This window comes from Enterovibrio paralichthyis (genome assembly GCF_019209835.1).
Lineage (GTDB): Bacteria > Pseudomonadota > Gammaproteobacteria > Enterobacterales > Vibrionaceae > Enterovibrio > Enterovibrio paralichthyis.
Map to the genome: position 1 here is coordinate 1 of NZ_JAHUTS010000040.1, position 21,753 is coordinate 21,753.

24 protein-coding genes are annotated in these 21,753 nt (G+C 52.7%); 10 read left to right on the plus strand and 14 right to left on the minus strand.

Annotated elements, in window-relative coordinates; translation table 11 throughout:
* Window positions 1-158 precede the first annotated feature (158 nt).
* From KU854_RS23600 to KU854_RS23625, 6 genes are all read right to left on the minus strand, one after another.
* Complete coding sequence (locus KU854_RS23600) at window positions 159-761, minus strand: thiol:disulfide interchange protein DsbA/DsbL (protein ID WP_054780034.1); 603 nt, start codon at window positions 759-761, stop codon at window positions 159-161.
* Between the two features lie 36 nt (window positions 762-797).
* Window positions 798-1,784 (minus strand): serine/threonine protein kinase, encoded by a 987-nt coding sequence (locus KU854_RS23605; protein WP_218360714.1) that lies wholly within the window; start codon window positions 1,782-1,784, stop codon window positions 798-800.
* Window positions 1,785-1,878: 94 nt separating this feature from the next.
* Window positions 1,879-3,306 (minus strand): cytochrome c oxidase accessory protein CcoG, encoded by a 1,428-nt coding sequence (ccoG, locus tag KU854_RS23610; RefSeq protein ID WP_218360715.1) that lies wholly within the window; start codon window positions 3,304-3,306, stop codon window positions 1,879-1,881.
* 233 nt (window positions 3,307-3,539) lie between these two features.
* On the minus strand, window positions 3,540-3,806 hold the full coding sequence (locus tag KU854_RS23615; protein ID WP_054780033.1) for a YihD family protein: 267 nt from the start codon (window positions 3,804-3,806) through the stop codon (window positions 3,540-3,542).
* Window positions 3,807-3,910: 104 nt separating this feature from the next.
* Window positions 3,911-4,090 (minus strand): hypothetical protein, encoded by a 180-nt coding sequence (locus KU854_RS23620; RefSeq protein ID WP_218360716.1) that lies wholly within the window; start codon window positions 4,088-4,090, stop codon window positions 3,911-3,913.
* Window positions 4,091-4,301: 211 nt separating this feature from the next.
* The gene (locus tag KU854_RS23625; RefSeq protein WP_218360717.1) at window positions 4,302-5,327 is read right to left on the minus strand and encodes a GGDEF domain-containing protein; all 1,026 of its coding nucleotides are present in this window, start codon (window positions 5,325-5,327) and stop codon (window positions 4,302-4,304) included.
* A 150-nt stretch (window positions 5,328-5,477) separates the two neighbouring features.
* On the opposite strand from KU854_RS23625, the gene KU854_RS23630 reads away from it, so the two are divergent.
* Both KU854_RS23630 and trhA read left to right on the plus strand, forming a co-directional pair.
* Window positions 5,478-6,272 carry a sporulation protein gene (locus KU854_RS23630; protein ID WP_218360718.1) on the plus strand — a complete coding sequence of 265 codons (795 nt, stop codon included), beginning with the start codon at window positions 5,478-5,480 and terminating at the stop codon, window positions 6,270-6,272.
* Between the two features lie 82 nt (window positions 6,273-6,354).
* Window positions 6,355-7,011: a PAQR family membrane homeostasis protein TrhA gene (trhA, locus tag KU854_RS23635; protein ID WP_218360719.1), complete on the plus strand. Its 657-nt coding sequence runs from the start codon at window positions 6,355-6,357 to the stop codon at window positions 7,009-7,011.
* 30 nt (window positions 7,012-7,041) lie between these two features.
* On the opposite strand, the gene KU854_RS23640 is transcribed toward trhA, so the two are convergent.
* The 5 genes from KU854_RS23640 to def form a co-directional block, all read right to left on the minus strand.
* Window positions 7,042-8,487: a TrkH family potassium uptake protein gene (locus KU854_RS23640; RefSeq protein ID WP_218360720.1), complete on the minus strand. Its 1,446-nt coding sequence runs from the start codon at window positions 8,485-8,487 to the stop codon at window positions 7,042-7,044.
* 15 nt (window positions 8,488-8,502) lie between these two features.
* Window positions 8,503-9,879: a Trk system potassium transporter TrkA gene (gene trkA / locus KU854_RS23645; protein WP_218360721.1), complete on the minus strand. Its 1,377-nt coding sequence runs from the start codon at window positions 9,877-9,879 to the stop codon at window positions 8,503-8,505.
* 71 nt (window positions 9,880-9,950) lie between these two features.
* Entirely contained in the window at window positions 9,951-11,228 is a 1,278-nt protein-coding gene (gene rsmB / locus KU854_RS23650; protein ID WP_218360722.1) for a 16S rRNA (cytosine(967)-C(5))-methyltransferase RsmB, read from the minus strand.
* A 69-nt stretch (window positions 11,229-11,297) separates the two neighbouring features.
* Window positions 11,298-12,242: a methionyl-tRNA formyltransferase gene (fmt, locus tag KU854_RS23655; RefSeq protein ID WP_218360723.1), complete on the minus strand. Its 945-nt coding sequence runs from the start codon at window positions 12,240-12,242 to the stop codon at window positions 11,298-11,300.
* Between the two features lie 7 nt (window positions 12,243-12,249).
* Entirely contained in the window at window positions 12,250-12,762 is a 513-nt protein-coding gene (gene def / locus KU854_RS23660) for a peptide deformylase (RefSeq protein WP_218360724.1), read from the minus strand.
* Between the two features lie 120 nt (window positions 12,763-12,882).
* Here def and KU854_RS23665 point away from each other — a divergent pair, with 120 nt between their 5' ends.
* The 4 genes from KU854_RS23665 to KU854_RS23680 are packed head-to-tail and all read left to right on the plus strand — an operon-like array spanning window position 12,883 to window position 16,088.
* Window positions 12,883-13,920, plus strand: a complete 1,038-nt coding sequence (locus KU854_RS23665; protein ID WP_218360725.1) for a LysM peptidoglycan-binding domain-containing protein — start codon at window positions 12,883-12,885, stop codon at window positions 13,918-13,920.
* A 1-nt stretch (window position 13,921) separates the two neighbouring features.
* Window positions 13,922-15,019, plus strand: coding sequence for a DNA-processing protein DprA (gene dprA / locus KU854_RS23670; protein WP_218360726.1), 1,098 nt, complete (start codon window positions 13,922-13,924; stop codon window positions 15,017-15,019).
* A gap of 2 nt (window positions 15,020-15,021) precedes the next feature.
* Window positions 15,022-15,498, plus strand: a complete 477-nt coding sequence (locus KU854_RS23675) for a DUF494 family protein (RefSeq protein WP_218360727.1) — start codon at window positions 15,022-15,024, stop codon at window positions 15,496-15,498.
* Window positions 15,499-15,524: 26 nt separating this feature from the next.
* The gene (locus tag KU854_RS23680; RefSeq protein ID WP_218360728.1) at window positions 15,525-16,088 is read left to right on the plus strand and encodes a DNA topoisomerase family protein; all 564 of its coding nucleotides are present in this window, start codon (window positions 15,525-15,527) and stop codon (window positions 16,086-16,088) included.
* A 60-nt stretch (window positions 16,089-16,148) separates the two neighbouring features.
* Here KU854_RS23680 and KU854_RS23685 read toward each other — a convergent pair whose 3' ends face one another.
* On the minus strand, window positions 16,149-17,285 hold the full coding sequence (locus KU854_RS23685; RefSeq protein ID WP_218360729.1) for a 5-(carboxyamino)imidazole ribonucleotide synthase: 1,137 nt from the start codon (window positions 17,283-17,285) through the stop codon (window positions 16,149-16,151).
* 2 nt (window positions 17,286-17,287) lie between these two features.
* Window positions 17,288-17,773 carry a 5-(carboxyamino)imidazole ribonucleotide mutase gene (gene purE / locus KU854_RS23690; protein WP_218360730.1) on the minus strand — a complete coding sequence of 162 codons (486 nt, stop codon included), beginning with the start codon at window positions 17,771-17,773 and terminating at the stop codon, window positions 17,288-17,290.
* A gap of 263 nt (window positions 17,774-18,036) precedes the next feature.
* Between purE and tsaC the strand changes: the two genes are divergently transcribed.
* The 4 genes from tsaC to KU854_RS23710 are packed head-to-tail and all read left to right on the plus strand — an operon-like array spanning window position 18,037 to window position 20,645.
* Window positions 18,037-18,594 carry an L-threonylcarbamoyladenylate synthase type 1 TsaC gene (gene tsaC / locus KU854_RS23695; protein ID WP_218360731.1) on the plus strand — a complete coding sequence of 186 codons (558 nt, stop codon included), beginning with the start codon at window positions 18,037-18,039 and terminating at the stop codon, window positions 18,592-18,594.
* 17 nt (window positions 18,595-18,611) lie between these two features.
* Window positions 18,612-19,535 carry an oxygen-dependent coproporphyrinogen oxidase gene (hemF, locus tag KU854_RS23700; RefSeq protein ID WP_218360732.1) on the plus strand — a complete coding sequence of 308 codons (924 nt, stop codon included), beginning with the start codon at window positions 18,612-18,614 and terminating at the stop codon, window positions 19,533-19,535.
* Between the two features lies 1 nt (window position 19,536).
* Window positions 19,537-20,355: a shikimate dehydrogenase gene (aroE, locus tag KU854_RS23705; RefSeq protein WP_218360733.1), complete on the plus strand. Its 819-nt coding sequence runs from the start codon at window positions 19,537-19,539 to the stop codon at window positions 20,353-20,355.
* A gap of 26 nt (window positions 20,356-20,381) precedes the next feature.
* Complete coding sequence (locus KU854_RS23710) at window positions 20,382-20,645, plus strand: DUF1488 family protein (protein WP_218360734.1); 264 nt, start codon at window positions 20,382-20,384, stop codon at window positions 20,643-20,645.
* Here KU854_RS23710 and KU854_RS23715 read toward each other — a convergent pair.
* A complete protein-coding gene (locus KU854_RS23715; RefSeq protein WP_218360735.1) occupies window positions 20,642-21,181 on the minus strand; it encodes a gamma carbonic anhydrase family protein in 540 nt (179 codons plus the stop codon). The two genes, KU854_RS23710 and KU854_RS23715, sit on opposite strands and share 4 nt — an antisense overlap.
* Between the last annotated feature and the right edge of the window lie 572 nt (window positions 21,182-21,753).

Below are 21,753 nucleotides of genomic sequence, written 5' to 3' on the forward strand. Positions count from 1 at the left end.
GGAGGCGATACATCATGTGTTGCCCATTAAGCGAGAAGAGCGAATATACCCGAGAGCCGTGAAGCCTAAGGCAAAGAAATACCCCAATAAAAAGAAAGCCAGTCAGCTTAACTGACTGGCATTAGGCCATCTGGCCCTTTTTGCGTTCTGGCAGCAGCTTACTGCGTCAGCAGGAAGTTCACCAGTGCGAAGTAATCTTCCTGGGATTTGATGGTCTTTGGTGTGACGTGATATTTGCCGTTCACGATCACCGCAGGTACACCGCGCAGACCTGAATCCTGGAACGCTTTATCAAAGCGATTCGCCATGCCATTCACTGCAAAGCTGTTGAAGGTGCCGTCGAATTTCGCTGCATCTACGCCTTCATCGATGAAAATCTGGCGGATTTCCTCGTCACTGCGTGGTGGCTGTTGCAGCAGGTGAATGCGGTTAAACAATACCGGTACCATTTTATCTTCCACGTCCAGCATTACGGCTGTCGCGTAGGCTTTGCTCAGGGATTTACCCATACCGCCGCCCATGAAAGAGACATGGTTTTTGTTGAATGCGGTGTTGTCTGGAATATTCTTCTTCAGTGCCTGCATCAGGGGTTCACTTTTAAAACAGTGAGGGCAGTAGAAGGAAAAGAATTCAGTCACAGATGGATTTTCTGTCTTTGGCAGATCCAGTACCTGGTAGTCTTCGCCGGCGTTGAAACGCGCTGCCTGTGCAGAAAAGGCCAGCAGTGCCACAGCGGCAACCGCAAACAGTTTTTTAAACATAACGTTCTTTCTCCCTGAGTAATTGTTTTGTGCAGCTTACCATTGTGGTGCCAGTGTCAGTGGTGGCTCCTCAAGGGCTGCCAGTTGTTCTTTAAAGGCAAGGACTTGAGTTTCCCAATATTTTGCCTCAGCAAACCACGGGAATGCACGTGGAAAAGCCGGATCCTGCCAGCGTTTTGCCAGCCATGCCATGTAATGCACCATTCTCAGACCGCGTAATGGCTCAATAAGTTGCAACTGATTGGCCGGAAAGTCGCGAAACTCCGAGTAAGCTTCCGCAAGGGTATCCAGTTGTGCCAGTTGATCGCCACGGTCACCGTTGAGCAGCATCCAGATATCCTGGATAGCCGGACCGTTGCGGGCATCGTCCAGATCCACAAACATCGGGCCATCACGCCACAAAATATTGCTGGGGTGACAGTCGCCGTGCAGTCGGATATTACTCAAGCTGTCTTCCCAACGGTTTTTTAATACGTCGATAAGTCGGTCGAGATCGGAAAAAAAGGCATTTTCCAGGTGCATCGGAATAAACGGGCTGTTGGCCAGCACTTCTCTCGGCGTAAACAGGTATTCATCCAGCCCAATGGTGGGGCGATGAACAAAGGGTTTACTGGCACCCACCTGGTGAATGCGCCCCAGGAAGCGTCCGACCATTTCCAGCTGATCCCAGTTATCTACCTCAAAGGTACGTCCGCCCACACTTGGGAAAACCGCAAACTGATAGCCGTTGTGCTCAAATAGGGTGCTGCCGTCAATTTCTAGCGGGACGGCCACGGGTACTTCGGCGTCCTGCAAATCTCTGGCAAAGCCGTGCTCTTCGAGAATTTGTTCGCGGCTCCAGCGTTGTGGACGGTAGAACTTGGTAACCAGACGGCGGCGCTCTTCATCCTGGAACTGATAGACACGGTTTTCGTAGCTGTTCAGCGCCAGCAGGCCGGATTCCGGGCGGATTCCCACAGACTCCAGTGCATCAAGCAGGGCGTCGGGTGTTAGGTGTTCGTAGCTGAATTGGGCGTCGCTCATAGGATCTCAGCATAGGGATGGAATAGGTGTTTGATGGTAGCAGAGTTTGCATAAAAACGGGCGCTCATTGAGCGCCCGGATAAGGCGGGATGATTTACATTTTGCCGATAAAGCGGCTTTCGGTTTCGATCTCTTTCTTGTCATCACCGGACTGGCGCTGTAGCACAAAGGTGATGTCAGCCATCGGCGTTGTCAGATCGTAAGGGTCAATCCCGAGGCTCACCGGCAGGGTGAAAATCTCACCGGCTTGCAGGGTGACCCGCTGTTTGCCGTACCATTGCAGGCCATCCAGTCCTTTCACCGAAAGATCGTAGGTTTCAGGCTGCTGGGTTTTGTTGAGAATTTTCAGGGTATAGGTGTTTTCAATCAGGCCGTCACTGTTGGTTTTGAACAGCTGGCTGCGATCCCGGATAACATCCAGTCCCATGGGTTGTACCGAAGAAAGCAGTAAAAAGAACAGCCCCACCATGGCAACCATCACCACGCCGTAGCCAATCAGTTTCGGCCGCATGATATCGACCTTGTGCCCTTCGAGTTTGTGCTCTGTGGTGTAGCTGATCAGCCCCTTGGCGTAACCCATGCGATCCATGGTTTCATCACAGGCATCCACACAGGCGCCACAGTTGATACATTCGTATTGCAGGCCATCACGGATATCGATGCCGGTCGGGCAGACCTGCACACACAGGTTACAATCAATGCAGTCGCCTAGCCCCAGCTCTTTCGGGTCTTTCTTACGTCCACGAGGGCCTCGGGTTTCACCGCGTTTGGTGTCATAACCGACGATAAAGGTGTCTTTATCAAACATGGCAGACTGGAAGCGGGCATAAGGGCACATGTGGATACAGACAATAGAGCGCATCCAACCGGCATTGGCGTAGGTGATCACGCTGAAAAACAGCACCCAGAAAGTAACCACGAAGCTGGTGTTGAAAGTGAAAAAGCCGACCACCAGCTCCCGCACCGGGATAAAGTAACCGACAAAGGTCAGGCCCGTTACCAGGCCAACGGCAAACCAGCAAAGGTGTTTGGCAAGCTTTCGCAACCGCAGCTCACCGGTCAGTGGCATGGAGTCCTGCTTGCGGCGTTTGTTGGCCGAGCCTTCGAGCTTTTCTTCAAACCAGATAAAAATGAACGTCCACACCGTTTGTGGGCACAGATACCCACACCAGACCCTCCCCAAAAAGGTGGTAACAAAGAACAGGGCAAAGGCCAGGATCATAAACAGGGTGGCGAGCAGGGTCAGATCCTGTGGCCACAGGGTCAGGCCAAAGAAATTATATTGTTGCTTGCCGATATCGATCAGGATCGCCTGGCGGTCGCCATAAGGGATCCAGGGGGTCAGCAAAAACAGCAGCATGAAGAACCAACCCATTTTACGGCGCAGTTGCTGATAGATGCCTTTGGCGGCGCGCACGTAAATGCGGTTGCCGGGGTTAAATCGGTCACCACTGGATTTGTGGGTTTTGGGGTTGAACTCTTTGGGCGTGACGTCTTTGACGTCAATTTTATCCTTGCTCATGAAACCTGCATTCCTTGGGTCAAACAAATTTCGCCGAAGCGGGTAGGTACAAATACTTAGCCTGCACCATTAGATTAGCGATATCTAAACTATAGTTAACGGATTATATCCCAGCTACGGCGATGATTTCTGTGCGGGTGGTGGAATATTGGCCGCCCATCACGGCGGTGACGTGTAACAGAAACAAAAAAGCGAAGCACTTTTTGCTTCGCTTTTCATCCGGTTAAACCGCTTTACTTGATAAGGCCCCGTGCGCGCAGGATTGCGGTTTTAAAATCATCTTCGCAATCTTTTGCCAGACCCGGGATCATGGTGTCTTTGTCACTGTTGCGCATCTTGAGGTGGTAGATGAGCACATCATCGGTTAAATCTTCCAGCTTGCCTTCGTAACCGGCTTCTTGTGCCAGTTTGCTGATCATTTGCAGCAGGTTCAGTTCAGGCTCTTTCTGCCACTCAGGGTGCAGCAGTTCAATCAGTTCGTTAACGCGATGACATTTCATTTTGAAGACTCCGACCAGGCCTTTTATTTGGCCTTACTTTTTATGTGATTTATCTGGTAACAGTACCAGATTCGGCCATGGAGACCAATATCACAAAAGTTGGTTCAGGCCGCCTCACCTTCCGGCATGTCTACCACTGGGCGGGTCGGGCGAACCAAGGACAGATCCGGGGTGCCGTTCAGATCAGTGTTAGTTTTGCTTTTGAACGCAGGCGCAAAAAAGTGGGCACGCATGCGTGAAGGGGTACGGGTGACACGGACTGGACGAACAGTTACAGGGCGCATTGGGGTTCTCATCGGTTGCGCATCCATGACAAAGGACTCTTACAGAGTGGCGTCAGGATTCCGATGGCATTGAGCCTTGCTGCGGGGCACTCTGGTTCGCGATTGCGAATTTTCGCGCGGAGCATAGCAGAAAAAAAGTGGATAAAAAAGCAGCAGTTAAAAATTATTTCGGGCGTCGAAACAACGCCCGTTTTTGGTGGTAACGCAGGGGTCAGGCAATCGGCATCACCCGGTTACGCCCGAGGTTTTTGGCTTCATACAACAAGCTGTCAGCGCGGCCTATAAGGGTTCCGATGCTTTCCCCTTTTTCATATTGCGCCACACCGATAGACACAGAAATGTTGTCGAGCTTTTTACCACTGCGCTTGTCTTTGAGCACCAGCTTGTCGATGCTGGCCCGGATGGTCTCTGCTACCCGGCATGCACCGTTGAGCTGGCGGTTGGGCACCAGCAGCGCAAACTCTTCACCGCCGTAGCGGAATGCCTTGATGCCATCGCGGCAGTAATCCGTCAGCCGTTTACCGGTGAGCTTGAGCACCTGATCGCCCATCAGATGGCCATAGGTGTCATTGAAGCTTTTAAAGTGGTCTAAATCGCACAGCAGCAGGCAAAAACCTTTTGGGGGCGGGCTGGCTGCCAGGGCGTCAATCTCAGTATCAAAGGCGCGGCGATTGAATATACCGGTCAGGGCATCGTGCAGTGCCTCTTCATTGGCTTGTTCCAGCGTTTCTCTAAGGCGGTCGATTTCCTTTTGCGCTTCGGCCAGCTGGTTTTTAAAAAAGCTGGTGGACTGGCGGATCTCTTTCGAGCCTTTAACTGCCGAACGCACCACTGCAATGGTTTCATCCATAGACAGGGTCTCTTCCCCGACACGTGCCAGTTGTGAAAAGGTTTTGTCCAGGGTGCTTTGGAAAGTATCGGTGTCCTTCATGGTGTCGGCCATGGTGTTGCCCATTTCAATGGCCAGCGCCTGAAGGCCTTGTTTGAATGCATCACTTTCCCGCACGCGTTCATCGGCCAGGTGTTCGTCATACAGCGCCTTACAGGTGTTGGCACTGAGGGATCCTGTGTCGCGGATCGACTCATCAATCTTCTGGGTCAGTTCGCTGTTTGCATTGGCGACATAGGTGTACCACAGTGCATAGTTTGGCGGTGTCGCCGGGACGTGGTATTTCATCAGAAGTGGTACAACTTTCTTTAAATATCCAGCAGTTAGCGCAAACTTATCATTAGACATGGCTGGCTTATTCTCCGTTTTTTCGTGCAGCTGAGGTTGCCGTCACTTACCAGTTATATAAGCTTAGTTGAATTTGAGATTTTGCTGTGACGGAGTGGTTGGCCACACCGTCTACATGAAAGTAGACAGGGAAAACAATGGATAACGGACATGGGATGGTTTAAGAAAACACTCGCCAAAGTGGGCGTTGGCAGCGCCGGGGTTGGCATTGCATTGCCAAGTGGTGACACAAAGCAGGGGTCGGAAATCGACGTGGTACTGACCGTCACTGGTGGGGAAGTGGCACAGCAGGTCAATGCCATCTCGCTGTCACTGCAGTGCGATTTCATGGGGTGGGAGCAGGTGCGTTCTCAGGGCGAGCAAGGGCGGAAACAACAGCGCCGCCGCAAAACCTGTGCCCTGCATCAATGGTCACTGCCGGATGCGTTCACCATTAATGCCGGTGAGGAGCGGGTGTTCCACACGGCTTTCATCCTGCCGCAAACCACACCGCTTTCGCTTGGTGACGGCAAGGTGTGGCTCGAAGCCCGGCTAGATATTCCGCTCGCCAAGGATGCCAGTGGCAAAGTAGATCTGGCTGTGAAGCCGGATGATACCTTGGATACTGTGCTGGATACCTTTGAGCAAACTGGCTTTCGTATTACCTCCGTGAAAAATGAAGAGGTGGAACGCCAGCCGTTGCCTTTCTCACAAATTTTGACTCTGGAGCCGGTCGCGGGAGATCTGTCGTCGCGGTTTCGGGAGGTAACCCTCACCGTGATGCGGCAATCCGGTCAATGTGAATTGCAGTTGGTGTTCAAGCCGCAGGGGGAGGGAATTGGGGCGATGGTGGGACGTCTGACCGGCAGCGGCAATATCAAGCGCACCTTAATGCTCGACACCGCTGCAACAGCCGAATCCATCTCGCTTCAGGTGTCAGATTTGCTGTCGGCGGTGTCGCAATAATTTAAGCTTACACGTGTAAGCTTAAATGTGTCATACTGCCTTTCAGTGTCCTGCAAGGTATTGATTAAAGGATAAGGGTGACATGACAACGGCAACTTCCCCGTCTCAGTATTCTGTTCGTGAAGAGATCGCCAGCAGCGTCAGCCACGGTATCGGCGCGATTTTCGGCATTGTGGCGCTGACCCTGCTGCTGATAAAGGCAGTAAGCGAGCATGCTGACGCACTCAGTATTGCCAGCTATAGCATTTACGGTGCCAGTATTATCCTGCTTTATCTGGCATCGACCCTGTATCATGCCATTCCGTTTGCCCGCGCCAAACGGGCGTTGAAAACCTTCGACCATTGCGCGATTTACCTGCTTATCACCGGCACTTACACGCCTTTCCTGCTAATAACTCTGCGTACACCGCTCGCTCACTGGGTGATGGGGCTTATCTGGGCCATTGCGCTGCTCGGCGTTGTGCTCAAGATTGCCTTTGTCTACCGTTTCAAGGCGCTGTCGCTGACGACCTATCTTGCGATGGGCTGGCTGTCACTGGTGGTAGTCTATCAACTGGCGCAGGCAATGCCGGTCGGGGGAATGGTATTGCTGGGGCTGGGCGGGCTGGTGTATTCCGCCGGTGTGTTTTTCTACGTTAAACGCAGCATTCCGTTTAACCACGCTATCTGGCACCTGTTTGTGCTGGGAGGAACGGTGCTGCACTTTCTGGCTATCTACCTGTACGTGCAGCCCGTTTAGAGCGGGTAACTGAAAGGATAACTGGCGCGATTAATCGCGCCAGAAAACCGGAAACAGCAATACCAGCACAGTCAGGATCTCCAGTCGTCCCATCAGCATACCGATGCTCAAAGCCCATTTGGCGGTATCTGGCAGGCTGGCAAAGTTGCCGGTTGGTCCAATGATGGTTCCCATCCCTGGTCCCACATTGGCCACTGCCGTCATGGCACCGGTCAGGCTGGTGATGCCATCCAGGCCCGTTGCTGCCAGCACCATTGCCACGACCAGAATTGTCATGATGTAGGTGATAGCAAACGCCACCACAGAACGCACGATATCCTCATTCACCGGACGGCCATTGTAGCGCTGGACGAAAACACCGGAAGGGTGAACCAGTTGCTGGATTTGCTTGCGAAGCAGTGCCAGTGCTACCTGGAAGCGGAAGATTTTTGCCCCGCCCGCCGTTGAGCCTGAACAGCCCCCCACAATCAGCATAAAAGCAAAAATGACCGAAGCGAACGGCCCCCAGGCGGTGAAGTCCCCCAAGGCAAAGCCGGTTGTTGTGACCACCGAAACGATATTGAAGGTGGCAAGACGGAAGGCATCTGCCAGTCCAAACTGGTGGGTGATCACCAGCCAGGCTGTCACCATCAGGGACGTGATAACCACCAGATAGGTGAAGCCGCGGATCTGCGCATCCTGGAAAATCATCAGCGGGCTTTTACGCCGCAGCGCCTGGATCAGCAGCAAAAATGGCAAACCACCGGCAAACATGAAAATAGTGGCGACCCACTGGCTTCCATGGGAGAAGTCATTCAGGGAGGTATCCCGGGTAGAAAATCCACCGGTAGAGAGCGTTGCCATGGTGTGGTTTACCGCATCAAACGGTGACATGCCGGTCAGCCAGAAGCCGAGATAGCAAAGCGCCGAAAGAAAGAGATACACCTTCATGATACTGGTTGCCACGCTTTTGGTGCGTGGGCTGGATTTTGCTGACCAGTCTGAAGATTCGGTCTGGAACAGGCGCATACCACCGACGTTCAAGAACGGCAGGATAGCTACACCCATCACGATAAACCCGACCCCACCGAGCCATTGCAGAATCGAGCGCCATAGCAGGATTGCCGGTGCCATATCCTGTAATCCACTCAAGACCGTGGAGCCTGTTGTGGTGATACCGGACATGGTTTCAAAGTAGGCATCGGTGAAACTGATGTGGTTGATAAACACAAACGGCAGGGCGGCAAAGGCGCTGGCAATGATCCAGACAAAGGTGGTAATGACAAACATGTCCCGCGCATTGAGGCGGAAGTCGTCAGTGCGTCCGAATGTCAGGCAGGCAAACGCCACCAGGTGGGTAATGATGACCGCAAGGCCGAAGTCGAGAAAACCGGCGGTACCGGTAAAAAAGGCAGTCAGGGTAGGTATGTACATGAAAAGGGCGATCTTGGATAAGACCAGCCCTATCACGAACAGTACCGGCTTTAAGTTAACCATCACACAGCCAGCGTATCAGAGGAAGAACGGACTTGGCTGGAACAGCCTTTCTACGTCCGGAATGTACTTTTTATCGACCAGGAACATCACTACGTGATCGTCCTGCTGGATAACGGTTTTATCGTGGGCAATGAGGACTTCCTCTTCACGCACAATGGCACCTATGGTGGTACCTGGTGGCAATTTGATTTCACCTATTGCACGCCCTACCACTTTAGAGGTGTTGGCATCGCCGTGGGCAATGGCTTCAATCGCTTCGGCCGCGCCGCGGCGAAGGGAAGACACGTTAACAATATCGGCTTTACGCACATGGGTCAGCAATGCGGAAATGGTTGCCTGCTGCGGTGAAATCGCCACATCAATGGCGCCGCCCTGTACCAAATCGACGTAAGCGCTGCGCTGGATAAGCACCATCACTTTCTTGGCACCTAGGCGTTTGGCAAGCATCGCCGACATGATGTTGGCTTCGTCTTCGTTGGTCACTGCAATAAACACATCAATCTGGTCGATGTGCTCTTCGCTCAACAGCTCCTGATCGGAGGCATCACCACAGAACACAATGGTGTTTTCAAGAAGCTCGGAAAGCTGCTCGGCACGCTGCGGGTTACGTTCAATCAGTTTGACGCTGTAAGTGCGCTCAAGGCTTCGCGCCAGACCGGCACCGATGTTACCGCCACCAACAATCATCACCCGTTTGTAGGGCTTCTCAAGGCGCTGAAGCTCACTCATGACCGAACGGATATGGTTACTGGCCGCCACAAAGAAGACTTCGTCATCCGCTTCAATAATGGTGGTGCCCTGCGGACGGATAGGACGGTCGCGGCGGAAAATGGCGGCAACGCGGGTATCCACGTGCGGCATGTGCTCGCGAAGGGCAGACAGGGCATTACCGACCAGCGGACCGCCGTAATAGGCCTTAACGGCGACCAGACCGACTTTGTTGTCGGCAAAGTTCACGACCTGCAGCGCACCCGGGTATTCAATCAGGCGCTGGATATACTGGGTGACCAGTTCTTCCGGGGCAATCAGGTGATCAACCGGGCAGGCGTCAGTTTGATAAAGCTGCTCTTTGGCGGCGAGGTATTGTGGGCTTCGGATGCGGGCAACGCGGTTGGGGGTGTTGTAGAGGGTGAAAGCAACCTGACAGGCAATCATGTTGGTCTCATCAGAGTTGGTCACCGCGACCAGCATATCGGCGTCTTGTGCGCCAGCTTCCAAAAGGGTGGAGGGGTGGCTGGCATAGCCTTGTACCACGCGCAGGTCATATTTGTCCTGCAACTCCCTGAGGCGCTCGGGGTCTTTGTCGACGATGGTGATATCGTTGTTTTCGCCCACCAGGTTTTCAGCCAGTGTGCCGCCGACCTGTCCAGCCCCCAAGATGATAATTTTCATAACGTTTGCGTGAACCTCAGTTCAGTTTTTCATTGTTATCGCCGGTGACCCGTGCCACCGGCGTCTCTCCATTACGCTTTTGTCAGCTCAGCGTAATAGAACCCATCCATGTTTTCTTCGCCCGGTAAAATCTGGCGTCCCGGTTGCTCCAGAGTGCCTGTTTTGAGGGAGGCATCTTGGGTGCGAGCCAGGAAAGCTCTGACCTGCTCAGCGTTTTCCTGTGGCGTCACGGAGCAAGTTGCATAAACCAGCGTACCACCAGATTTCAGCTGCGCCCACATAGCGTCAAGAATTTCAGACTGCAGCGACACTAACTGTGCAATGTCATCGGCGCGGCGAAGCCACTTGATGTCAGGGTGGCGGCGGATAACGCCGGTTGCTGAACACGGGGCATCCAACAGGATGCGGTCAAACTGTTTGCCATGCCACCACTCGGCCGGCGTGCGTGCATCACCGCAAATGACCTGGGCGTTAAGCTGCAGGCGTTTGAGGTTTTCTTCCACACGGGTCAGGCGGGTGGCGTCAACATCCATGGCAACAACCTGTGCGGTTGGCTCATGTTCAAGGATATGGCAGGTTTTGCCGCCCGGTGCCGCGCAGCAATCGAGGATCAGCTCACCGGCTTGCGGCTTGAGGTAATCGACGGACAGTTGCGCAGCAGCATCCTGTACTGATACCCAGCCATCGGCAAAGCCCGGCAGTTTAGTCACATCGCACGGTGCTGCCAGTCTCAGTGCATCCGCCGCCTGTGGATGGATGTCGCTCTCGATACCGGCTTCGCTCAGCAGTGCGCGGTACGCATCACGGGTATGGTGGGTGCGGTTAACGCGCAACCACATTGGCGCTTTCTCGTGGTTGGCTTCAACCACTTGCTCCCAGCTGTCCGGGTAAGCTTGCTGAAGCAGCTTTAGCAGCCAGCCCGGATGACCGTATTTGCCGGCATCGTGGGAAACGGCTGCGGCATCCAGAGCTTCCTGATTGCGCTGGTAGTTACGCAGCACGGCATTGATAAGGCCACGTAGCTGGGGCTTTTTCAAAACCTTTGTCGCGTCTACAGTTTCTGCCACGGCTGCGTGTGCAGGTATGCGCATGTAGCCCAGTTGGTACAGACCGACCAGGATCAGGTGATGGAAGACGCGTTGCTTGCCTTTCAGCGGTTTGTCCATCAGCGACTGGGTGATGGATTCCAGGCGCGGTAGCCAGCGCAGTACGCCGTAGCAGATTTCCTGCAGCAGGGCGCCATCGCGTGGTGCGACTTTCTGCTGGGCAGGCGGCAGCGCTGCAGACAGGGATTGTCCTTGATCGACAACCTGGTAAATCACCTGTGCAGCGACAGCTCTTACGTTCATGAAGGATCCTCAGGATTGGCTTGCGCAGCGGCAAGCGATTAAAAAGGCCAGCAAGCTGGCCTCTTCAAATTACAGTGTGGTGCCAGGTTCAAACCAGTCGCGGCGCGAGTTCAGGATGTCCGCAGCGCTCATGGCTTTTTTGCCCGGTGGCTGAATGGAGGTCAGGCGCAATACGCCGTCTCCGGTCGCCACGCGGATACCTTTTTTGTCGGCAGACAAAATGGTGCCCGGTGCGTTGTCGCTCTGCTCAGCCTCGACTTCCGCATCCCAGACCTTGATGTTGCTCTCTGCCACGGTGAAGTGGCTCATCGGCCATGGGTTGAAGGCGCGGATGCAGCGCTCAATCGCCTCTGCACTCATGCTCCAGTCGATTTGCGCTTCTTCTTTGCTGAGCTTCTTGGCGTAGTTTGCCTGCTCGTCGTCCTGTTTCACCGCCACAGCCTTGCCGGAAGCGATATCGCCCAGACAATCCACCAGTGCATCGGGTCCCAGTGCTGCCAGTCTTTCATATAGGGTGGCACTGGTTTCTTTGGCGTCGATGCTCAGGGTTGCGATTTTCAGCATATCGCCGGTATCCAGACCTTCATCCATTTGCATGATGGTGACACCGGTTTCGGCGTCGCCAGCCCAGATTGAACGTTGGATAGGCGCCGCACCACGCCAGCGTGGCAGGATAGAGCCGTGTACGTTGATACAGCCCAGACGCGGGGTATCAAGTACCACTTTAGGCAGCAGCAGGCCGTAAGCCACTACCACCATGATGTCGGCATCAATGGCTGCCAGTTCCTGTTGTGCTTCTTCCGCGCGCAGTGTCGCTGGCTGGTAAACCGGAATGCTATGTTCCAGGGCCAGCAGTTTCACCGGGCTGGCGGTCAGTTTTTTACCGCGACCCGCTGGACGGTCAGGCTGGGTGTAAACCGCCACAACCTCGTGCTTTGAAGACAACAACGCCGCGAGGTGACAGGCGGCGAAATCCGGCGTACCGGCAAAAATAATTTTCAGTGAATCGCTCAAGGAAACCTCAGCTGGCTTTTTCGTTGGCGCGTTTGAGTTTTTCCAGTTTCTGTTTGATGCGCTGTTGCTTCAATGGCGACAGGTAATCAACGAACAGTTTGCCTTCCAGGTGGTCAAGTTCGTGTTGTACACAAATGGCCAGCAGGTCGTCAGCGTCGAACTGGAATTCATTGCCGTTGCGGTCCAGCGCTTTCACGGTCACTTCTGAGGCACGTGGCACCAGGGCGCGTGCGCCAGGAACAGACAGACAGCCTTCTTCAATGCCGTCTTCACCGCGTTTTTCGATAATTTCCGGGTTGATCAACACCATTGGTTCATCACGGGTTTCGGAAATGTCGATCACCACGATGCGCTGGTGGACATCAACCTGCGTCGCTGCAAGGCCGATACCTTCTTCGTCGTACATGGTTTCCAGCATGTCATCAATAACTTGCTGCAGTTCTGGTGTGACGCTCTCTACCGGTTTGGCCACCGTGCGTAGGCGATCGTCCGGGAAGGTCAAAACCTGTAATACACTCATAAACGTCTCTTAAATATGTTGAACTGTGCCGTATCTGGCTTAGGTAATTGGGCTAATTCTAGACATTTTGCCATTCAAATGACAGCATCCAAATCGAAAGTCCGGTTTTGGAGACAGGGGATGTTTAAAAAGCTCATCATTTTGTGCCTGACGATGGGGTTGTCAGGCTTTGTGGCAGCTGATTCGGTACGTTTGAGTGCCGATGCACCAGAAACTTATGTAGTGAAAAAGGGCGATACCTTATGGGATATTGCCGGGCTTTATCTTGAAAAACCGTGGCACTGGCCAACGCTTTGGCAACATAACCCTGCCATTAAGAATCCGCACCTTATCTATCCCGGCGATATGCTGAGTTTAAGCTGGATTGACGGTAAACCGGTGTTGTCTTACACCTCCGGTGGCGTGACTACGGATTCTGCACCAATCAATGGGGCTTCAACGGCACTGCTACGCCAGTACCTGACCTATGACTCCCTGATTGCTGAGCAGGATTACAGACTGGCACCGCGTGTACTGGGTACCGGAGAGGGCTGGAGCTATATCTCTACCCGCACACCGTTTTTTGTCGACATGCCGCTTGAGAACCAAGACTGGTATATCTACCGTCCCATCACTCACTTCGACCGTGAAGTTGGCGAAGATGATGTGGTGCGGATGATCAGTCTTAAGAAGGTCGGTGAAGCCAAGTTGGTTCGGGCGCTGGAAGAAATATCCGAGCTCAAGCTGGTGAAGCAGAACCAGGAAATCAAACCGAATGACATTATGTTGCCCGCACTGGGTGCAAAAACCGGTGAAATTTTCCATCCGCAACCTGCACCATCAGGAATCAGTGGCAAAGTAATCGGCCACCTTTATGGCAGCAACTATGTTGGTTTGCGCCAAATTGTGGTTGTAGACCGTGGCGAAGCAGATGGGCTGGATGAAGGCCACACGCTTTCTGTGATCATGCCGGGAGCAGCCCTTAAAGGGGTCAAAGGTGATATGCGCTATGACTCCGACGTTGATAACGCTGCTGATCCTGTGCAGTTCAATCTGCCATCACGCTCTGCCGGCACACTGTTGGTGATTCGAAGCTATCCGCAATTCAGTCTGGCAATGGTGGTTGATGCAGAGCAGCCCCTCAAAGCTGACATGCCTGTGATGGCTGCGGAAGGGTGAAATGTCTGGCGAGCTTGAGTGGTGGCTTAGGCTCGCGGCCGTTCCCCGTTTAGGCGGGCAGGCTGTCAGTAAGATCATCAGCCGTTACCCGCCTCATCAATTGGGCAAACTGGAAGATACACAGCTGGCAGCATTGGGATTGAGCCAGACCCAAATCAAAGCACTCCGTTATCCTGACCGTACTACGATCGATAAGTGTCTTGCCTGGGCGGATGAGCCCGGCAGACACATCCTTTCCCTTACCGACCCTCGGTATCCTTATCTTTTAAAACAGATCAGCGGAGCGCCGCCTCTATTATTTGTTGAAGGCAACCCGGATGTCCTGATGTCGCCACAACTGGCTATCGTTGGCAGCCGACATGCTTCTCCTGATGGTTTATCTCTTGCTCATGCGTTCGCCAAAGAGCTGGTATCCCAGGATGTGGTTGTTACCAGTGGTTTGGCACTTGGTATTGATGGGCGTGCTCACCGTGGAGCATTGGATGGTGGAGGAGTAACGGTGGCGGTGCTCGGCTCTGGCCTTGAGCGAGTTTACCCTGCAGCGCACCGGAAACTGGCAGACGAAATCAAAGAAAAGGGCGCTTTGGTTTCAGAGCTTTGGCCTTGGTCGCCACCTAAACCCGCATTTTTTCCGCGAAGAAACCGCATTATCAGCGGTCTATCTGTAGGCGTGCTGGTCGTGGAAGCTGCCTTGAAAAGCGGTTCGTTGATCACTGCAAGGTTGGCGCTAGAGCAAGGGCGCGATGTCTTTGCACTCCCGGGTTCAATTCACAACCCCCACGCCAAGGGCAGTAATGGTCTGATCAAGCAAGGGGCTTATCTGGTCGAATCGGTTGAGGAGATTTTGAGCCAGGTTGGCACCTTGGCGGGGTGTGCAATAAACCACCAGTTAGACATGTCGCCGGCCCAAGTTTTGCAAGAACAATTGCCATTTCCTGAACTGTTGGCTAACGTAGGAAATGAAGCAAGGTGCGTCGATGTGCTTGCAGAGATCTGCGATGAACCCGTTCACGAAATCATGATGCAGTTGTTAGAACTTGAGCTACAGGGGCTTGTAAGTGCAGTACCCGGTGGTTATGTCAGAACGAGGAGGGGCTAGCCATGATGGACATCCTAATGTACCTGTTCGAAACCTATATCCACAGTGATGTTGAACTTATGGTGGATCAGGACGAACTGGCTGATGAACTCTCCAGAGCTGGATTTCATCAAGAAGATATATACAAGGCATTGAACTGGCTGGAGAAACTGGCGCAGTTGCAGGATGCTGACAAAACCCCATACCTCACCGGCAGCGCACTCACTTCTGTGCGTGTGTACACCCCGAAAGAGATGGATCGGCTGGATACCGAATGCCGCGGTTTCCTGATGTTCCTTGAGCAAATCAGCGTTCTGAGTCCTGAAACCCGTGAAATGGTTGTTGACCGTGTTATGGAACTGGAAACTCAGGAGTTTGTGCTGGAAGATCTCAAGTGGGTGATCCTGATGGTGCTGTTCAATGTGCCAGGGAACGAGCGTGCCTACGATCAAATGGAAGAGTTGCTCTACAGCACAGCGGAAGATGAATACCTTCACTAATTACAAGTTGTTGAGGCTGGTCTGTTTTGGCTGGAAAAATTGACGATTCCCTGTTCAGCGCCCATGAGCATGCGCTGGAAGAAAACGAACGCTGCCCGAAATGTGGCAGCGTTCTTGTTATTAAACACAGTAAACGTGGGCCGTTCAAAGCCTGCACTGGCTATCCGGCCTGTGATTTTGCCGAATCACTTCATCACAATGATGGTCATATCGTTAAGGAGCTGGGTTTACCCTGCCCGGAATGTGGCAGCGAGCTGGTGTTGCGCCAAGGTCGCTTTGGGATGTTTATCGGCTGCTCGGCATATCCCACGTGTCAGCATATCGAAAAGCGCGATCAGGAGCCTGAAACTGAAACGCTGGATGTTCCCTGCCCGGAATGCAGCAAAGGGCATCTGCACGAGAAAAAATCCCGTTTTGGGAAAGCCTTTTATGCCTGTGATGCCTATCCAAAGTGCAAGTTTGCGGTGAATCTGAAGCCGCTTAAGGGGAACTGTGAAGTGTGTGGTTACCCGCTGCTGCTGGAGAAAAAACTCGCGTCGGGAACAGTAAAAGTGTGCGCCGACAAAAAGTGCCAGCACAAGCAGGCGTGAACAGCTGCCAGATAAACCAAAAGCCGCATTGGCGGCTTTTGTCGTTTCTGTCGCCCTGGTTTAGGCCAGAGTTGCGGCGGCTTCCTTGATGGCTGGGAACTCTGTGGTATCCAACAAGGCTGCAATATCCCGAAGCTTATCGGTTAATGCTGCTGCGTTGTCGGCACACAGGTTGATGTGGCCAATTTTGCGTCCCGGGCGGGGCGCTTTGTCGTACCAGTGGACATGCGCATGTTGCAGGACTTCTACCGGCACGGTCACTTCGCCCACAATATTGATCATGGCGGTCGGCCGGATACGATGGGCGCTGCCAAGTGGCAGGCCACATACGGCGCGCAGGTGGTTTTCAAACTGGCAGACTTCCGCGCCCTGTTGAGTCCAGTGACCAGAGTTGTGCACCCGAGGTGCGATCTCGTTCACTTTGAGGTTGCCGCCCACATCGAAAAACTCAATCGCCAGTACGCCGACATAATCGAGGGTATCTGCCACTGCTTTGAACATGGCTTCAGCCTGGGCCTGTACTGCGTCATTTTCCCCTGCGGCAACTGAAACGCTCAAGATGCCATTGGTGTGGATGTTCTCTGTCAGTGGATAAATCTCCACATCACCTTTGGCATTGCGGGCACCAATCAAAGACACCTCGCGGTTAAACGGTACAAACTCCTCAGCAATCACACACTGGCGCGCACCCTGCGGTGACGTCTTCAGGAAATTGTCGATATCCAGCCAGACGGCATCGATGTCGGAGTCTGGTTTCAAACGCCACTGGCCTTTTCCATCGTAACCATCAAGCGCACTTTTCAGTATCAGTGGCAGGCCGATATTGGCAATCGCAACATCAAAGTCATCACGACAGGTGATGACCTGATATCGCGCATTGGCGACGCCGGCTTTATCCAGCAGGGCTTTTTCCAGGCGGCGGTCACCACCGGTCAAAATGGCGGTTTCACCCGGGTAAAACTTGCCACTGGCCTGACAGATTTCCAATACATCCGGCGCGATATGTTCAAACTCTGCCGTGATAACGTCTGCATTCTTGATGCCGTTTTCCAGACCGTGTCCCAATACATCGAGGGTGACGGGATGGACGACATTGCCACTTCGAACGTCATACGCACTGATCTTGAGGTTTAGTGGAGCGCCTGCCAGCGCCATCATGCGTGCCAGCTGACCGGCACCGAGAACCAGCACATTCATGGTTAGTCTACCGAAGGGTCAGGGTGAGCCAGTACAGTGTCAGTCTGGTTTTGGCGGAAAGTATCGATTTTCGCCATTAGGGCATCATCGCTGGTTGCAAGGATTTGCGCGGCCAACAGCCCGGCATTGGCTGCACCTGCATCACCTATCGCCAGGGTGCCGACGGCCACACCTTTTGGCATTTGCACGATAGAAAGCAATGAGTCCATGCCTTTCAACGCTTTTGATTGTACCGGTACACCCAATACCGGCAGGTTGGTGAAAGCCGCTGTCATGCCTGGAAGATGTGCAGCACCGCCCGCACCGGCAATGATCACTTTCAGGCCACGTGATGCCGCGTCGCTGGCATATTCCGCAAGCAGAGCCGGTGTACGGTGCGCAGAAACTACTTTGGTTTCATACGCGATTCCGAAGTGCTCCAGCATATCTGCTGCGTTTTTCATGGTAGGCCAGTCAGACTTGGAACCCATGATGATGCCAACTTTCATAATTACTCCTGTAAATGCGCGTGACCATTGAAGCTGTGTTACCGGTTGGGGTTACACGGCTTCAATCGTTAAGTTGGGCGCATTATATCGGCAAAAAATGGATAGGAAAACGTTTGCGTCGGTATAAAAGAGCCAGGGTTGGCGCCTATTAAGATATGTCGCTGGCGAAAACTCTGTATCGATTTGTGACAAAAGTGTTGAGAACGTCGGGTATAGTTGGTCATAGTAGGCCGAAATGAGAAATATCGAGCAGGAGAACAGCGTTGGCGAATGTGGAGCAATGCGTTGCAGCACTATCACGGGGTGAAGTGATAGCCTATCCCACTGAAGGGGTTTTTGGTGTTGGATGCGACCCGGACAGCGCGGGAGCCGTCCAGGCTCTGTTGGACGTCAAAGCCCGTGACAAAGCAAAAGGGCTTATCCTGATTGCGGCTGAATTGTCCCAGCTCGACGGGTACATAGACTTTGACAGCCTGAGCGATGAAGTTAAAGCCGACGTTTTGGCTACCTGGCCGGGACCGGTGACATGGGTGATGCCTGCCGGGAAGAAAATCACGGATTGGGTAACCGGTCAGTTTGATACTGTCGCTGTGCGCGTCTCTGATCATCCGGATGTACGTGCGCTTTGCCTGGCGTATGGCAAGCCCATCACTTCAACCAGTGCCAATCTTAGTGGTGAGGAGCCTTGCCGGAGCGTAGAGGAAGTGATGGTACAACTTGGCAACCGTGTCCCTTGTGTTTTGGAAGGGAAAACCGGTGGACGAGACAAACCTACCGAGATCCGCGATGCACGTTCTGGTAAGGTGCTGCGACAGGGTTAAACGAAAAAGGATTTTACGTGGACAATCAAGACCTTTCCCAACAGGTTGATAAAGAGGCGGTAAAACGTTTCTTGTTGACGCTTCAGGACACCATTTGTTCGGCGCTGGAAAACGAAGATGGCAGTGCTTCTTTTATTGAAGATGCCTGGCAGCGAGAGGCTGGCGGTGGTGGTCGTAGCCGTGTCCTGCGTGATGGTGCTGTCTTTGAGCAGGCTGGGGTGAATTTCTCCCACGTTTACGGGGACAAGATGCCGGGGTCTGCGACCGCCCTCAGGCCTGAATTGGCTGGACGGAGCTTTGAAGCGATGGGAGTTTCCCTGGTGGTTCACCCGAACAATCCTCATGTGCCAACATCGCATGCAAATGTCCGCTTCTTTATTGCTGAAAAAGAGGGCGAAGCACCGGTCTGGTGGTTTGGTGGCGGCTTCGACCTAACGCCTTTCTACCCGGTAGAAGAAGATTGTCGTCACTGGCACCAGACAGCCAAAGCCATTTGTGCCCCGTTTGGTGATGAGGTATATCCTGAGCACAAAGCCTGGTGTGACCGATACTTCTTTCTGCCGCATCGTAACGAAACCCGGGGCGTAGGTGGTCTTTTCTTTGACGACTTGAATGCCTGGGGTTTTGACCGCTGTTTTGATTACATCAAAGCCGTGGGGACAGGGTATCTTGAAGCGTATCTTCCTGTTGTCAAAAAGCGTAAAACAACCGAATACGGAGAGCGGGAACGGGCGTTCCAACTTTATCGCCGTGGCCGCTATGTCGAATTCAATCTGGTTTATGACCGCGGCACTTTGTTTGGGCTACAAAGTGGTGGGCGCACTGAATCAATCTTGATGTCGATGCCTCCTCTGGTTCGGTGGGAATATGGCTTTGAGCCAGAACCGGGCTCGGCAGAAGAAAGGCTATACAAAGAATATCTGATGCCAAGGGAGTGGTAAGGTGGATAAATACGTTGTAGTGGGTAACCCCATCAAGCACAGCAAGTCTCCTTTTATACATACCCTGTTTGCTCGCCAGACAGCGCAAGCCATGCAGTATGAAACCCTGGAAGCACCGATAGATGCCTTCGAGGTGACAATGGATGCATTTTTCGCACAAGGTGGAAGAGGGTGCAACGTTACCGTGCCGTTTAAGGAAAATGCATACAAGTATGCGACCTTGCTGACAGAGCGTGCACAGTTGGCAGGGGCTGTGAACACTCTCAAAAAGCTCGATGACGGTGGCATACTTGGAGACAACACCGATGGTGAAGGTTTGGTGCAGGACTTGTTGAGCCATCACGTCCTGTTAAGTGGTGCAAAAGTATTGCTGCTGGGAGCGGGTGGAGCCGCACGCGGGGTTATCCTGCCGTTGCTTGCTCAAAACCCCGCAACCTTGACTATTGCCAACCGCACCGCCAGCAAGGCAGAAAATCTGGCATCTGTTTTTGCTAATAAAGGTAATGTTTCCGCCGCAGGTTTCGATTCGCTGAATGAAGCGTTTGACGTCATCATCAATTCGACATCAGCTAGCCTTACTGGTGAACATCCGCAAATCAGTCCCTCTGTTATTGGAAGTCACTCTGTGGTCTACGACATGGTTTATGGGGCAGGGTTGACCAGTAGCAACCAATGGGCGAGTGATCATGGTGCAGCGCGTGTTTTGGATGGACTAGGGATGCTGGTGGGGCAGGCGGCAGAAAGCTTTACTATTTGGCGTGGTATCCGGCCGGGAAGTGGCCAAGTGCTAAGGGAGCTTCGCCGCAATCTTTCTCAATAGACAGTTGTATATAGAAGGTCAGGTCTATGAACCAAAATATCTTGTTTCCCGATCTTCAACATTGGGATGCAGAAAAGCAGGCGGTTGGCTTCCTGGCACAACAAGCAGGGGCGTTGATTCCTTGTTTTATTTCCCTTGCTGATCTGGGAAAGCGGGCGCAACAAAAACTGGAAACAGAAGAAGCGATATTGAAAGTGTTTAATCAATACCGCTTCGACCTGGAAGAGCTTGCTGAAGAAGCCATTGAAGAAGAAGACTTCAATGTGCTTGGTGAAATATGGGTACGTTAACCTTCCGCCAAATACTCATCTTTAGTCAGGACATAGTTGTCCGACGATTTTTGTAAAAAAGCGCGCTCTGCTTCCTTTAGTGGGCGCGCTTGTTTTACCGGGCTACCTACATAAAGATACCCAGACTCCAAACGCTTACCCGGTGGAACCAAACTCCCAGCTCCTACCATCACCTCATCTTCTATTACTACACCATCGAGGACGATGGCTCCCATGCCTACCAATACTCTGTTACCTATGGTGCAACCGTGCAGCATAACTTTGTGGCCAACTGTCACATCTTCACCAATAACCAACGGATAGCCTTCGGGGTTCTCCTTATTTTTGTGGGTTACGTGTAAGACAGAGCCGTCCTGAATATTTGAACGGTTTCCGATGCGGATATGGTTGACGTCACCGCGCGCAGCAACCAATGGCCAGATACCCACATCGTCACCTAAGGTAATATCACCCACTAAAACGCAAGATGGGTCGATATAGACACGCTCGCCAAGGGTCGGAAAGATACCTTTATAGCTGCGAAGTACAGAAGACATAGCAATTTCCATTCGATTGAGTATCAAAACAGACTATCTGGAACACTCAAATAGTGCAATTTTTGTTCTTCTAGATGCTGTTTCGAGTGCTTTTGATTGAAAAACGAACGAATGCACCGTTTTTAATAGAAAACATCAAAAAAGCCCTTGCCAAGATTTTGAACCTCCCTATAATGCCGCTTCACCGACACGGAGAGCGGCTTCCTCTGCGGAAACACTCACTGAATCGGTACGGCGAAAAGCCTCAAAATTGATTCGAAATAAACGCTTGACGCGCTGTTTCGAATCAGTAAAATGGCCGCCCGCTTCAACGGAAAAATGTCCGCTTGAGGCAAGTCAACAAGACGTTTTGAAGGTTGCGAAAGCAACGCTGAAAAATCTCAAAATTTCTTCTTGACTTCATCGCCTGGCAGCGTAGAATTCGCAGCCCTGACGGTGAGAAGCGAAGCTTCTTAAGTCAACGTTCTTTAACAATTTGACCAATGCAATCTGTGTGGGCACTCGTCATTGATAGACAAAAAGATTTATCAACGAACTGAGTGACCAAACGAAACTCTTCGGAGTTATCGGCA

Bases quoted from the DNA above. Each gene is read 5' to 3' on its own strand.
- KU854_RS23605 (WP_218360714.1), bottom strand. From the start codon at position 1,784: ATGAGCGACGCCCAATTCAGCTACGAACACCTAACACCCGACGCCCTG.
- ccoG (WP_218360715.1), bottom strand. From the start codon at position 3,306: ATGAGCAAGGATAAAATTGACGTCAAAGACGTCACGCCCAAAGAGTTC.
- KU854_RS23630 (WP_218360718.1), top strand. From the start codon at position 5,478: ATGGGATGGTTTAAGAAAACACTCGCCAAAGTGGGCGTTGGCAGCGCC.
- KU854_RS23685 (WP_218360729.1), bottom strand. From the start codon at position 17,285: ATGAATGTGCTGGTTCTCGGTGCCGGTCAGCTGGCACGCATGATGGCG.
- KU854_RS23675 (WP_218360727.1), top strand. From the start codon at position 15,022: ATGATGGACATCCTAATGTACCTGTTCGAAACCTATATCCACAGTGAT.
- KU854_RS23600 (WP_054780034.1), bottom strand. From the start codon at position 761: ATGTTTAAAAAACTGTTTGCGGTTGCCGCTGTGGCACTGCTGGCCTTT.
- KU854_RS23620 (WP_218360716.1), bottom strand. From the start codon at position 4,090: ATGCGCCCTGTAACTGTTCGTCCAGTCCGTGTCACCCGTACCCCTTCA.
- trhA (WP_218360719.1), top strand. From the start codon at position 6,355: ATGACAACGGCAACTTCCCCGTCTCAGTATTCTGTTCGTGAAGAGATC.
- KU854_RS23615 (WP_054780033.1), bottom strand. From the start codon at position 3,806: ATGAAATGTCATCGCGTTAACGAACTGATTGAACTGCTGCACCCTGAG.
- KU854_RS23715 (WP_218360735.1), bottom strand. From the start codon at position 21,181: ATGTCTTCTGTACTTCGCAGCTATAAAGGTATCTTTCCGACCCTTGGC.
- dprA (WP_218360726.1), top strand. From the start codon at position 13,922: ATGTCTGGCGAGCTTGAGTGGTGGCTTAGGCTCGCGGCCGTTCCCCGT.
- rsmB (WP_218360722.1), bottom strand. From the start codon at position 11,228: ATGAACGTAAGAGCTGTCGCTGCACAGGTGATTTACCAGGTTGTCGAT.
- trkA (WP_218360721.1), bottom strand. From the start codon at position 9,879: ATGAAAATTATCATCTTGGGGGCTGGACAGGTCGGCGGCACACTGGCT.
- def (WP_218360724.1), bottom strand. From the start codon at position 12,762: ATGAGTGTATTACAGGTTTTGACCTTCCCGGACGATCGCCTACGCACG.
- purE (WP_218360730.1), bottom strand. From the start codon at position 17,773: ATGAAAGTTGGCATCATCATGGGTTCCAAGTCTGACTGGCCTACCATG.
- KU854_RS23625 (WP_218360717.1), bottom strand. From the start codon at position 5,327: ATGTCTAATGATAAGTTTGCGCTAACTGCTGGATATTTAAAGAAAGTT.
- KU854_RS23710 (WP_218360734.1), top strand. From the start codon at position 20,382: ATGAACCAAAATATCTTGTTTCCCGATCTTCAACATTGGGATGCAGAA.
- KU854_RS23640 (WP_218360720.1), bottom strand. From the start codon at position 8,487: ATGGTTAACTTAAAGCCGGTACTGTTCGTGATAGGGCTGGTCTTATCC.
- KU854_RS23665 (WP_218360725.1), top strand. From the start codon at position 12,883: ATGTTTAAAAAGCTCATCATTTTGTGCCTGACGATGGGGTTGTCAGGC.